The sequence below is a fragment of the Streptomyces sp. NRRL S-495 genome (assembly GCF_000966955.1).
GTDB classification, from domain to species: Bacteria; Actinomycetota; Actinomycetes; order Streptomycetales; family Streptomycetaceae; genus Kitasatospora; species Kitasatospora purpeofusca.
The window spans coordinates 1-12993 of record NZ_JZWY01000721.1; the positions used below are offsets into that span (position 1 = coordinate 1).

A 12993-nucleotide genomic window follows, 5' to 3' on the forward strand; every position below is an offset into this window, starting at 1 on the left:
GTTGTATCGGGGACGGCGCCGCGCGGCCATTCCCCGGGGGGAATGGCGCGGTGAACTCTCGGGGCGGGACGGGGCAGGACGGGGCAGGACGGGGCAGGACGGGGCGGTGCGGGCCGGGGCGGGGCCGATCAGGCCGGACGTCCCGTCGGTCGGACGCCCAACCCCTCGGCCCCCTCGGACACCCCCTCAGACGCCCCGCTGCGCCCTCACCGTGCCGTCGTCGATCGCCGTCAGCAGCTCGGCGTGGTCGGCGGCGGTCCGGTCGGCGTACCCGACCGAGAAGTCGGCGATGGCCTCGGCGAAGGCGTCCGAGCGGCCCAGGTAGCCGGCGACGGCGAGCCGGTCGCCGGAGCGGGCGTGCGCGCGGGCGAGGGTGCGGCCGCAGAGGTCGGCGTACTGGCGCAGGTCGGCGGGCGTCATCCGGGCGATGTCCGCCGAGCCCTTCATGTCGCGCAGCTGGCGGCCGTAGAAGTGCCGGCCGGCCGGGCCGGTGGTCCAGCCGAGGAAGATGTCGCTGGCCGCCTGCATGAGGTGCTGGCCGGTGACGACCCGGCGTCCGCCGTGGACCACCGGGGCCTCGGCGGACGGACGCGAGGCGGGCAGGTACTCCTCCAGCACGGACCGCCCGGCCTCCTTGATCTGCAGGAACAGCGGGTCCTTCTCGTCCCGCCCCGACAGCAGCAGGATGAAGCAGCGGGTGCCGACGCTGCCGACGCCGACCACCTTGCGGGCCACGTCCACCAGTTGGAACCGGTCGAGCAGGACGCGGCGGTCCTCGGCGAGGGTGGCCCGGTAGTCGCCGTAGATCTTGCCGACCTGGCGCAGTTCGTCCTCCGGCAGCCGCTCGATCAGCGGCGGGTCGTCGACGATCCGGCGCCGTCCGTCCTCGCCCTTCTCGGTGAGCTTGCCGAAGGCCTGGAGACTGGTGCGGCGGCGGGCCTTGTCCAGATTGGCCTCGACGCGCTTGCGGCGGCTGCCCTTGGCGACCAGCGGCAGGATGTCCTCGGTGTCGATCCGGGCGTACCAGACGTCGAGTTCGCCCACGCCGGCGAGGCGGCGCACCGCGCCGGCGTAGCCCTGCGCGGCGGTGAGCGCGGCCCGGCGGACCTGCTCCTCGCTGTGGCCGTTGTCGCGGGCCGCGACAGCGACGCTGGCGGCGAGGCGCTTGACGTCCCACTCGAACGGGCCGGGGTAGGTCTCGTCGAAGTCGTTGACGTCGAAGAGCAGCGCGCGCTCCGGCGAGGCGTACACGCCGAAGTTCAACAGATGGGCGTCACCGCAGAGTTGGACGGTGATACCGGTGTCGGGGACGGCCGCCAGGTCGGCGGCCATGACGGCGGCGGAGCCGCGCAGGAAGGCGAACGCCGATTCGGCCATCCGCCCGTAGCGGATCGGGCCGAGGTCGGTGAGCCGGTCCTCGGCCTGCCGGGCCAGGACGGCCAGCGGGTCGGGCCGGTCGGCGGCGGGGATCCAGGGGCCGTGGGCGGAACGCGGTACGCGCTCGCGGGCGGCCCGGCCGCGCCGCCGGCGTTCGGTCGGACTGGTCATGCGCGGCTCCTCGGTACGGTCCGTCCAGCGGGTCCTCGTCCGGCAGGACCCGGATGCTCCCGCGGCCCTCCCCGCGACGCTAGATCACGCCCGGCGGCACGGCATGTCGGGACCGGACGGCCCGTGCCGGAGCCGGGCGGGGTGGACGGGCGCGGCGGACGGGCGGGGCGGGCGTCCGGGCAGGGCGGACGGGCGGGGCGGGCGTCCGGTCGCCCGCCCGCGCGCCGCCGAGCGGGCTGGGCCGACCGGGTGGCGGGGCGGAACCGGTCACTCCACCACGAAGTCCGCCATCATCGCCATGTCCTCGTGCTCCAGGTTGTGGCAGTGCAGCATGTACGTCCCCGCGAAGTCGGTGAACCGCACCAGCACCTCCACCGCCTCGGCCGGCCGCAGGTCCACGGTGTCCTTCCAGCCCGCGTCGTACGGCCCCGGGTCCTTGCCGTTGCGGGACAGCACCTGGAAGGCGTTCAGGTGCACATGGACGGGGTGGTGGACGTCCGAGAAGAACCGCCAGATCTCGGTGGAGCCGAGTGCCGGCCGGGCGAGCGCGCGGCCCGGCTCGTAGGGCTGGTTGTTGATCGTCCAGCCCGCGTTGCGACTGCGCCGGAAGCCGAAGGTCCGGGTGGTGACGGCCGCGGCCGGGTCGAGCCGCTCCAGGGTGCAGAGCCGTTCGGGGACCGTCGAGTCGTCGCGCACCGGCCGCGAGGAGACGTCGAAGAGCATCACCTCCTCCGTCCGCCCGCTGCCGAACCGGTTCATCAGCCGGACCTGGGTGCCGGCCGGGTAGCGGGAGAAGTCGACCACCAGGTCGAAGCGCTCGGCGGGCGCGATCTCGACCGCGTCGTGCGCGATCGGCTGCTCCAGCAGGCCGCCGTCGCCGCCGATCTGCACCAGGGCGCCGCCGCCGGACGGCTGCGGGTCGAGTTCGAGCCGGTAGAGGCGCGTGTTGGAGGCGTTGAGCACGCGCAGCCGGTAGCGGGCCCGGTCGACCTCGGCGCGCGGCCAGGGCGCGCCGTTGACCAGGACGACGTCGCCGAGGACGCCGTTCATGTAGTCCTCGGTGACGCCGGGGACGGCGAGGGTCGCGTCGGCGGCGGGGTAGGCGAAGGAGCCGTCGGCGGCGAAGGAGCGGTCGGCGAGCATCAGCGGGAGCTCGCGCTCGCCGCGCGGCAGCGGCAGGGCGTCCTCCTCCTCGTCGCGGACCAGGTGGAAGCCGGCCAGGCCGCGCCAGACGCCGGGGCCGGTGAAGCCCATCCGGTGGTCGTGGTACCAGAGGGTGGCGGCGCGCTGGCGGCACGGGTAGGCGTAGGTGCGCTCGCCGGTGACGGTCCGGGAGCGGTCCGCGGCGCCCGCCATGCCTGCCATACCTGCCATGCCGGCCATCGCGTGGCCCCCGTGGTCGGCATGGGCGGCCCAGGTGGAGCGGTCGGCGGAGGAGCCGACCGGGAGCAGCAGGTCCACCGGGTAGCCGTCGCTCTCGGCCGGGGTGTGGCCGCCGTGGAGGTGGACCACCGTGGGCACCACCAGCTCGTTGCGGTGCCGCACCACCGTCTCCCGGCCGGAGCGGGCCACCAGGGTCGGGCCGGGGAAGGTCCCGCCGTACGTCCAGGCCTCGGTGCGCAGGCCGGGCAGGATCTCCAGCCGGGCGATCTGCTGGGTGATCTCGTAGTGGTCCGCGGTGGCGTCGGAGCGGACGGGGGCGAGAACCGCCGGAACGGGCAGCGGCACCTGGAACGCCGCCGGCAGCGGGACCTCGCTGCTCAGCAGCCGGCCCGGCCGGGCCTCGGCCAGCAGCCGGGCGGTCGCCGGGCCGGCGAAGGCCCCGACGGCGCCCGCGCCGAGCACGGCCACGCCGGCGCCGAGGAACCGGCGGCGGTTCACGGCGCCACCTCCACCGCGTCACGGCGCCACCTCCACCGCGTCGGCCCCCGCGCCGGTGGGCCGGGGCAGCCGGCCGGAGCCGCCGTCACCGGAGCCGGAGCCGATCCCGGCGCCGGAGCCGGATTCGCCGGCCGGGTCGGCGCTCGGTTCGGCGTCCGCCAGCGACGACGGCGCCGGGGCCGGGGCCGATGCCGGGGCCGGCCGCCAGGCGCCGACCAGGCCGAACAGCAGCCCGCTGACCAGCAGCACGCCCAGGGTGACGTGCACCCCGACCGCCCGTTCGTAGCCGGTCCCCATCTGCGCCCCGGACGCCGCCAGCAGCAGCGCGGTGGCGCCGAGCGGCCACCACGGCCCGCGCGCGCCGCCCGCTCCCCCGCCCCGGCGGACCAGCGCGGCTACCGGCAGCTGGGCGAGCAGCAGACCGCCCAGGGCCATCGCCGCCAGCTCGTGCGCCCGGAGCGCCTCGTAGTGGCCGTTCAGGAAGCTGCCGGCCAGCACCGTCTGGGCCAACCCCAGCACGGCCGACGCGGTCGCGGTGACCCGCAGCAGCAACCGCGGCACCCGGACCCCCGGGGGGACGGCCGGGGCGGCGGCCGACGGGCTCGCCGGGGCGAGCGACGGCAGGCGGGGCGTGCGGGCCACGGGGGGACTGCTCAACGGTCGGCCTTCTCTCTGCCGGGCACCGCGGCGGAGCGGGCAGGCCGGGATGACGGGCATGCCGGACGCGCTCGGCGCGGGGGTGGGTGGGTACGACGTGGCGCTACGGGCGCGCCACCTGGACGGACGCGGCCGTGAGCGTAACTGATCACACATCACTATCGGTGTGGATCAAGGGCTTTACGGACGACGACCACTCTCGCGCGGCTTTCCGGCGCGGCTTTGTCACCCGAACGGCCGGTGCGACGCACAGCGCGGTCCGCTGTCGCGAGCCTCCGACGCGCCCCCCGCGAGCCCACGCGCGCGCGGAGCCGTACGCGCGGGCACGGGCACGCGAGCCCACGCGTACGTCCCCGCGTGCGCGGCCCCGCGCACGCGAAGGGCCCCGGTCCACCGACGACACCCCCGTCGCCCTCGGTGGACCGGGGCCCGGACCCGAAGGCCGCCCCTCCTCGCGCCGCGCCCCTCCTCGCGCCGAACCGCTACTGCTTGCCGCCGCTCGTCGCGATCGGGCGGGACCGCAGCAGCGCCCTGGCCGGCAGGGCCGTCGCCGCCAGGCAGAGCGCCACCGCCCCGGCGGCCAGCGGCAGCGCCGTCCCCGGCGGCACGTACGGCGTGGCACCGGTGAGACCCCGGGTGACCGGCACCAGGGTGACCCAGGCGATCACCGCGCCGACCCCCAGACCGGTCGCGGCCACCAGCAGCGCCTCCCAGCGCATCATGTGGCGCACCTGCCCCCGGGTGGTCCCGGCCAGCCGGAGCAGCGCCACCTCGCGCCGCCGGTCCAGCACCGTCATCACCAGGGTGTTGGCGGCCGTGACCGCGGCGAACCCGCCGAGCACCGCGGCCATCACCGCGTTCACCCAGGCACCCATCTCCTGGTCCTTGTCCGCCTGCACCGCGAAGCCCGCCCGGTCGGTGACGGTCATTCCCGGGACGCCGAGCCCCGCCAGCCCCCGGGCGACCGCCGCCCGGTCCGCGCCGGACGCGTCCGCGACCAGCACCTGCTGGTCGTACGCCGCCGTGACGTGCTCCGCGACCGCCGCCCTCGGCAGCAGCACCTGGCCGAAGCCGAGCCCGCGCCCGTACGTGGCGACCACCAGCGGCCGGGTCTCCGTCCCGTCCCCGAGCCAGAGCTGCACCCGCTCGCCCACCTCGGCACCCAGGGCCGAGGCCAGGGCGGCGTCCAGCGCCACGGTGTCCGGGGAACGGCCCAGATCGGCGAGCGAACCGGTGCGGACGTCGAGGTCGAGCACCCGGGGCAGCCGGGACGGGTCGCCGGTGATGCCCAGCGCGGGGGCCGAGTCCAGATCGTGGCCCTCGCGGTACACGACGCCGGTGCGCAGCACGCCGACGGCCGCCTCCACACCGGGCAGCCCGGCCGCCCGTTCGACCACCCCGGGGGTCCCGGCGGCACCGGCGGCACCCGGCACGGCGGCCGGCAGGCCGGGGCCGGTGGAGCCGAGCACGTGGTCGGCGGTGAGACCGGCCCGCACCTGCTCGCCGCTCTCGTGCCGGACGGTGCTCTGCATGAACAGCAGGGTGCCGCAGAAGGCGGTGACCATGGCGATCGGCGTGATCGCCGAGGCCAGCCGACGGGCGTTGGCACGGGTGTTGTCGGCCGCCAGCGAGCCGGGCGCGCCGCCGGCCCGCAGCGGCACCCCGAGCAGTCCGGCCGCGACCCGGGCCACCCAGGGGCCCAGCAGGGCGACCGCCGTCAGGAAGCACATCACCACGCCCAGCGCGGTGTTGGCGGCGTCGGTGCCGTTCAGCCCGGTGGCGACCCCGGCGAGCACGATGCCGCCGGCGGTGAAGAGCAGGCCCAGGCCGGTGCGGATCCACCCCGGCCGGGACGGTTCGACGGCGGCCGCGCCCAGCGCCTGGCTGGCCCGCATCCGGGCCGGGCGGCGGGCCGCGAAGAAGCCGGCCGCGAGCGCCGCGAGCGTGCACAGCACCACCGCGGCGACCATCGGCAGCGGCCCGACGGACAGTTCGACGGCCTCGGGGACGGCCCCGCGCTCCACCATCCCGTCGAACCACCAGCGGGCCAGGCCCAGGCCGGGCAGGATGCCGCTCGCGGCGGCCAGCGGCGCGACCAGCATCGCCTCGGTGGCGATGGTGCGGCGGATCTGCCGGGGCGTGGCACCGATGGCGCGCAGCAGCGCGAACTCGCGGGCGCGCTGGCCGGTGGCGAGGGCGACGGTGGAGACCACCACGAACACGGCGGTCATGGCGGCGATGCCGCCGAAGGAGCCGCCGATCCCGGCCAGCGCCTCGCGGGCCCCGGTGAGCGCGGGCTGCTCGACGGTGCCCCGGTCCCGGCCGGTCCGCACCTCGGCGTCGGCGCCCACGGCCGTCCCGACCTGGGCGGCGAGGGCCTTGGCGGTCACCCCCTCGCGCGGCTGGACGGCGATCGCGTCCACCCGGCCGGGATGGCCCGAGAGCCGGTCGGCCTGCTGGTCGGCGAACCAGGCCGTGGCTCCGGCCGACTGCGGGGCGGCGAGGCCGGAGATCCGGTAGCTCCCGCTGCCGCCCGGTGCGGTGAGCGCCACCGTGCCGCCGGGGGCCAGCTGCGCGGCGCGCGCGGTGTCGGCGTCCAGCACGACCTCGCCGGCGCCGGGGGCGCGGCCCTCGACCAGGCGGTCCTGCGGGCCGGCGATGCCGAGCGCGGCGAAGCCCCGGCCGGTGAGCGGGCCGCCCGGCCCGCCCTGCAGCGGGAACGCGCTGTCCGGGCGGGCGGCCGCCACCCCCGGCTGCGCGGCGATCCGGGCCGTCAGCGCCGCGTCCACCCGGGCCCGGTCGGGGAGGGGCTGCTCCTCGGTGTCGGTGTCCTCGCCCTGCCGGAAGGTGATGCCGACGGTCTGGTCGGCGGCCACCACCACGGGGGCGTCCGCGTACCGGCCGGCCGGCACCGAGGCCGTGATGCCGGTCTGCAGCAGGGTGCCGCAGGCCGTGATCACGGCGGCGGCGAAGAACAGGGCGACGAAGGTCCCGACGAAGGAGGCGGGACGGAAGCGCACCGAGGCGCGGGCGAGTCCGTTGCTCATGCCGCCGCCCCCAGCGGGCGGGCGGTGAGCGACACCATCCGGTCGGCGACGGTCTTGGGGTCCGGCCGGTACAGCTCGTCGGCGAGGGCGCCGTCGGCCAGGAACACCACCCGGTCGGCGAACGAGGCCGCCACCGGGTCGTGGGTCACCATGACGACGGTGGCGCCCATGGTGTCGACCGCGTTCCGCAGCAGGCCGAGCACCTCGTGCGCGGTACGGGTGTCCAGCGCGCCGGTCGGCTCGTCCGCGAACACCACGTCCGGATCGGTGATCAGCGCCCGGGCGATCGCCACTCGCTGCTGCTGGCCGCCGGACAACTGCCCCGGGCGCCGCCCGGCGTGCTCCCCGAGGCCGACCCGGGCGAGCAGCTCCCGGGCCCGGGAGCGGTCCTGGCGCTCGCCGGCGAGACGCAGCGGGAGCAGCACGTTCTGCAGCACCGTCAGCGAGGGCAGCAGGTTGAAGGACTGGAAGACGAAACCGATCCGGCCGCGGCGCAGCTTGGTCAGCCGGTCCTCGCTCAGCCGGGTGATCTCCTCGCCGCCCAGGTGGACCTCGCCGGCGGTCGGGCGGTCCAGGCCGGCCGCGCACTGCAGGAAGGTGCTCTTGCCGGAGCCGGACGGTCCCATCACGGCGGTGAACGTGCCCCGGCCGAGCGCCAGGTCGATGCCGCGCAGCGCGTGCACGGCCTCGGTGCCGCGGCCGTAGCTGCGCCGGACGCCGCGCAGCTCGATCGCGGCGTGCGCGGCGTACGTGCTGTGCGCGGCGTTCCCGGGGGACGCGGCGGGGTGGCCGGTCGGCTCGGGCCGGGGGCGGGAACGGCGGGGTGACATGGTGGGCCTTCCTTCGTGGATCGTCGCCGGTGGTCGACGTGTTCCAGGCTAGGAAGGCGGGGTGCGGCGGACCATGGAGTCCACTGGCGGACGTCGGGTGGGGTTATCCCCCCGGGTGTCCTCCGGGTGTCCTCCGGGCCGCCCGGGGGTGGAGCCGCCGCGCCCGGGCCATCGGCGCGGCCGGGGGCCGTTCGGTGCCGGCCCCCGGGAGGTTCTGGCAGCAGGTCAGATCTCCTCCCCGGGCACGCCCTCGTAGGCGGCGCGCAGCTCCGCGACGGCCGGGTGGGCGGGGTCGAAGGAGGTGCCGTCGATCGCCGCGATCGGGCGGACGCCCGCGCCCGCGTTGACGGCGACGGCGGCGACGAAGCGGTCCAGGCCGTCCGGGGCGAGCGCCTCGCGCCGCTGCGGCCCCGGGTGGGCGCGGGCGAGCAGGGCGGCGGTGACACCGGGCAGCGCGGCGTCGGTGTCCGGCCAGACCAGCGCGCGGCCGTCGTGCAGGGCGAGGTTCCAGGTGGCGCCCTCGGCCAGGCGGCCGGCGCCGTCCAGCAGCAGGGCGTCGTCGTAGCCGTCGAGTTGGGCGAGCCGGCGCTGATGGAGCAGGCCGAACAGGCCCACGTGCTTCACCTCCGGCAGCTCGCGCCGGTACGCGGTGGTGCGGACCCGCAGCGGGCCGGGCGCGGCGGCGGGCGCGGGGCGGGTGGTGACCAGCAGATGGGGCGTGGCAGGGGCGGCCGGGCGCTCCAGACCGAGCGCCGGGTCGAACACGGTCACCCGGACGATCACCGGCGCGCCGTCGGCGGGGAGCACCCGGCGGATCCGGGCCCGGACCTGCGCAGGGTCCAGCTCGGCGCCGAAGACCGTGCGGCAGTCGCGGACCAGGCGGTCCAGGTGGAGCGCGAGGCCGCGGGCGCGGCCGGACTCGGCGCGCAGGGTGGTGAAGTGGCCGTAGTTGAGCAGGCCCAGGGCCGCCAGCCGGGCGGGGTCGGCGGGGCCGCCGTCGATCTCGATCTCTGCCATGGCGTCGAGTCTCCCAGGGGCGGGGCCCCGGCTGCGGGGCCCGGGCGGGGGGTGCTCCGGGCGGCGGGCGGCGGGCCTAGGGTGCCACCGCGCCGGGGCGGGGGGCCGGGGCGGGGGCGGGCAGCTCGACCTCGGGCCGGGCGACCTCGGGCTGGGCGGCCGTCCGGTCGTCGGCGGCGGCGCGCCGTCGCTCGTACTGCTCGATCCGGTGGGCCAGCCCCTCGGGCTCCCCGCCGTCGGACCAGCGCCAGGCCTCCGCCCACCACTGCGGGCCGCGGACCAGCGGACGGCCGGCGAGCGCCAGGTGCAGCGCGAGGGTCGAGCGGGCGTAGTCGTGCACCCAGCCGTCCGCCTGCCGGTAGGCGGCGGTCTCGTCCAACCGCAGCCAGCGGCCCTCGCGGCCGGCGGCGAGCAGCGGCGTCCACACCTCCCCGGACGGGGCGCCCGACGGCCGGTCGGCGACCATCAGCACCAGTCGTCCGTGCTCCTCCCGGACCCGGTAGGGCGGGAGTTGGGGCATCCGGGTGAGACCGATGGCGTGCTTCCAGGACCGCACCCAGAGGCCCCGGCGCAGGTAGTAGCGGACGGCCTGCGGCCAGGCCCAGTCCGCCTCCAGCCGGTAGCCGGACAGGCCCTCGGCGGTGGCGGCGCGGTAGACCCGGTCGAGGGCCGCGGCGGCCAGGCCCCGGTTGCGCGCGTCGGGGCGCAGATAGAGCGAGGAGACGGCCAACTGGCCCGATCCCTTGGTCCAGTTGTCGACCGCGACGGCCCCGACCGGCCGGGTGCCACGACTCTGCGTGCCGCCGGGGCCGGTGGCGCCGCCCGGGCCGCCTTCGCCCAGCAGCCAGTAGCGGCGCCGGTAGAGCTCGCCGCCCGGCCATTCGCGGCCGGACTCGCCGAGCCGGGCGCGCAGCCGTGCCTCCTCGGCCGGGCCGATCGCCGCCGGGTCGACCGGCTCGCCCAACTCCCCCTCGGCGCAGGCCGCGAGGTCCCAGCGCGCGAACTCGCGCGCCTCCTCGTCGGTCACCGCCCGCAGGGCGGGCGCCGCGGCCAATCGTTCCTGCGCCCGCTCGACCGCCATGTCCCAGGACTTCACCACGCCGCTCACGATAGCGAGCAATCGGCACCGTGTGTAATTCAGTGGACACCGAACGTCAGGTCGGATACGAATTCACTTGTTCGGAAAGCCCGCTGTCGAGGAGGAGCCCAGCGCCATGCCCGTCGTCCGCACCGCCTGCACCCACCCCGGAGCCCGGGGGCCGCCCGGCGCGCCCGCCCGGTGGTAGGGGAAACCCGACCGAAGGACTCGACCTGACCGCCATGACCTCGCTGACCTGCGCCGCTGCAATGAAGTGGTGCTGATTCACCGCGTCCGTACCCCGCGTCCACCCGTTCCCGGCCCCGCCGTTCGCCCCGCTGTTCACCCTGCCCGTCGCTCCACCCGTCACCCCGACACCGGCACCGGTCGCTCCCGTCGGGCCCACCGCGCCCCCCGTCCTCCCGGCGGGCGGCGGGCGCTGTGGTGCGGCGGGTGGGTGCTGGCCGCCGGGTGGGCGGGGGCGTTCCCGCTCGTCTCCGGGCTGGGTCCGCACCGGAGTTGGGGGCTGTGCGCGGCGGCGGGGTACCTGGCGGCGGCGGTCGCCGTGCTCGTGCTGCCCCGACGGTGGGCACGTGCGGGCTCGGTGGCCGTCGCGTTCCTCGGCGCGGTCCTCGTGCCGCTGCTCGTCCTGGTGGTGGGCGGGCAGGGGCAGAGCGAGGTCGCCGTCATCGAGCGGTCGGGCGAGTTGCTGCTCCGGCACGGGACGCCGTACCTGGCCGAGCCGCGCACGGTCGCGGAGTACACGCCCTACCTCCCCGGGATGGCACTGTTCGGGCTGCCCCGCGCCCTGTTCGGTACGGACGGCTGGCCTGCCAGGGTGGCCGGGGACGCCCGGCTCTGGTGCGCCGCCGCGTTCCTCGGCTGCCTGGCCGCCGCCGTCCTACCGACCCGGCACAGGCACGGGCACGGGCGGCCCGGCCTCACGGCAACGGTCGCGGCGGTGCGCACCGCAACGGTCACCGCGGCGCGCACGGGCGCGCTCCCCGCCTCGCTCCCGGGCGCGCTCCCGATGGCGGCGCTCGTCGCCTCGCCGGTGGTCGCGCTGCCGCTGTGCGTCAGCGGGGTCGACCTGCCGCTGACCGGCCTCTGCGTCCTCGCCCTGGCCCTGGCCGGCCGGGCCCGGCCGGTCGCCGCCGGGTGGGCGCTCGCCCTGGCCTGCGCGCTCAAGTGGACGGCCTGGCCGGCGGTCGCGGTGGCCGTCGCCCTGCTGGCGGCCACCACCGGACGGCGCGCCGCGCTGCGGGCCGCCGTCACCGCCGCCGCCGGCACGGCCGCCCTGGTGCTGCCCTCCGCGCTGCGCTCCCCCGGACCGCTGCTGCACCAGGTGTTCGCCTTCCCCACCGGGCGCGGCGACCTGCCCACCCCGGCGAGCAGCCCGCTGCCCGGACGGCTGCTCGCCGACCTCGGCCCGGCCGGCTGGTACGCGGCCCTCGCCCTGCTGCTCCTCGCCGGGGCCGCCGTCGCCCGGTCCCTCGTGCGCCGCCCACCGCTGGACACCCGCGCCGCCGCCGACCGACTCGCCCTCGGCCTCGCCCTGGCGTTCCTGCTCGCCCCCGCGGGCCGGTTCGGCTACCTCGCGCTGCCCGCCCTCCTGGTGCTCCTCCCCCGCCTCTCCCAGCTCCCTCACCTCCCCCAGCTCTCCCTCCTCCACCGACTCCACCGACTCCCCCGGCTCCCGTTCCTCCCCCGTCCGCACGCACCCCAGGTGGTTCCCGCCCCATGACCGGCACCCTCATCGTCACCAATGACTTCCCGCCCCGTCAGGGCGGCATCGAGACCTTCGTCCACGCCATGGCCACCCGGCTGCCCGCCGGGGAGGTGGTCGTCTACACCTCGGCCGAACCGGGTGCCGACCGGCACGACGCCGCGCTGCCGTTCCCGGTGGTCCGCGACCGGTCCCGGATGCTCCTGCCCACCCCCCGGGTGACCCGCCGGGCCGCCGAGATCGCCCGGGCGCACGGGTGCGACCGGGTCTGGTTCGGCGCCGCCGCCCCGCTCGCCGCGATGACCCCGGCGCTGCGGCGGCAGGCGCCCGGCATACGGCGGACCGTCGCCACCACCCACGGCCACGAGATCTGGTGGGCCCGCACCCCCGTCGCCCGGCGCCTGCTGCGGCGGATCGGCGACAGCGTCGACGTCGTCACCTACCTCGGCGCCCACACCCGCGAGCGGATCGCCCCCGCGCTCGGCCCGGCGCCCCGACTGGAGCGGCTGGTCCCCGGCGTCGACACCGAACTGTTCCGCCCGGGGCCGCGCGAGGAGGCCGCCGACCCGCGCGCACCCGTGATCCTCTGCGTGGCGCGGCTCGTCCCGCGCAAGGGGCAGGACACCCTCGTCCGGGCGCTCCCGCTGATCCGGCGGAGCGTGCCGGGGGCGGTCCTGGTCCTGGTCGGCCGGGGCCCCGCCGAACGCCGGCTGCGCGAACTCGCCCGGCGGCACACCGAGCCCGGCGCGGTCGTCTTCGCCGGCGGCCACGAGCACGCGCAGACGCCCGCCGACTACGCCTCGGCCGATGTGTTCGCGATGCCGTGCCGCACCCGCCGGGGCGGGCTGGAGGCCGAGGGCCTCGGCATCGTCTTCCTGGAGGCGGCCGCCGCCGGACTGCCGGTGGTCGTGGGCCGCTCGGGCGGCGCGCCGGACGCCGTGCTCGACGGTGTCAACGGCAGCGTGGTGGACGGGCGCGACCCGGCCGCCGTCGCGGCGGCGATCACCGGCATCCTCCGCGCCCCCGCCGCCGAACGCGACCGGATGGGCGCCGCCGGCCGCGAGTGGGTCCGCACCCACTGGTCCTGGGACACCACCGCCGACCGCCTGGCCGCCCTCCTCGCCCCACCGCAGTCCCGCCCCGACCCGCGCGACCCGCGCGATCCGCGAAACCCGCGCGCGGCCGAAGCCCGGTAGCACTGTGTCAGGT

At 77.4% G+C, this 12993-nt stretch carries 9 protein-coding genes; 2 read left to right on the plus strand and 7 right to left on the minus strand.

Features of this window, described 5'->3' with window-relative positions; translation table 11 throughout:
- Positions 1-186: 186 nt before the first annotated feature.
- From VR45_RS31825 to VR45_RS31855, 7 genes are all read right to left on the minus strand, one after another.
- Entirely contained in the window at positions 187-1548 is a 1362-nt protein-coding gene (locus tag VR45_RS31825) for a DUF2252 domain-containing protein (RefSeq protein WP_045943350.1), read from the minus strand.
- Between the two features lie 267 nt (positions 1549-1815).
- Entirely contained in the window at positions 1816-3429 is a 1614-nt protein-coding gene (locus VR45_RS31830) for a multicopper oxidase domain-containing protein (RefSeq protein WP_045943351.1), read from the minus strand.
- Positions 3430-3447: 18 nt separating this feature from the next.
- Entirely contained in the window at positions 3448-4086 is a 639-nt protein-coding gene (locus tag VR45_RS46130; protein ID WP_159394422.1) for a hypothetical protein, read from the minus strand.
- A 482-nt stretch (positions 4087-4568) separates the two neighbouring features.
- Positions 4569-7133 carry an FtsX-like permease family protein gene (locus VR45_RS31840; protein WP_045943352.1) on the minus strand — a complete coding sequence of 855 codons (2565 nt, stop codon included), beginning with the start codon at positions 7131-7133 and terminating at the stop codon, positions 4569-4571.
- On the minus strand, positions 7130-7963 hold the full coding sequence (locus VR45_RS31845; RefSeq protein WP_045943353.1) for an ABC transporter ATP-binding protein: 834 nt from the start codon (positions 7961-7963) through the stop codon (positions 7130-7132). Before VR45_RS31845 ends, VR45_RS31840 begins: the two co-directional genes overlap by 4 nt.
- Before the next feature lie 225 nt (positions 7964-8188).
- On the minus strand, positions 8189-8980 hold the full coding sequence (locus VR45_RS31850) for an aminotransferase class IV (protein ID WP_045943354.1): 792 nt from the start codon (positions 8978-8980) through the stop codon (positions 8189-8191).
- A gap of 76 nt (positions 8981-9056) precedes the next feature.
- Positions 9057-10079 (minus strand): GNAT family N-acetyltransferase, encoded by a 1023-nt coding sequence (locus VR45_RS31855; protein WP_159394423.1) that lies wholly within the window; start codon positions 10077-10079, stop codon positions 9057-9059.
- Positions 10080-10515: 436 nt separating this feature from the next.
- On the opposite strand from VR45_RS31855, the gene VR45_RS50250 reads away from it, so the two are divergent.
- Both VR45_RS50250 and VR45_RS31865 read left to right on the plus strand, forming a co-directional pair.
- Positions 10516-11802 (plus strand): glycosyltransferase 87 family protein, encoded by a 1287-nt coding sequence (locus tag VR45_RS50250; RefSeq protein WP_052709526.1) that lies wholly within the window; start codon positions 10516-10518, stop codon positions 11800-11802.
- A complete protein-coding gene (locus VR45_RS31865; RefSeq protein WP_045943356.1) occupies positions 11799-12980 on the plus strand; it encodes a glycosyltransferase family 4 protein in 1182 nt (393 codons plus the stop codon). The genes VR45_RS50250 and VR45_RS31865 overlap by 4 nt, the downstream gene beginning before the upstream one ends.
- The last annotated feature ends 13 nt before the right edge of the window (positions 12981-12993 follow it).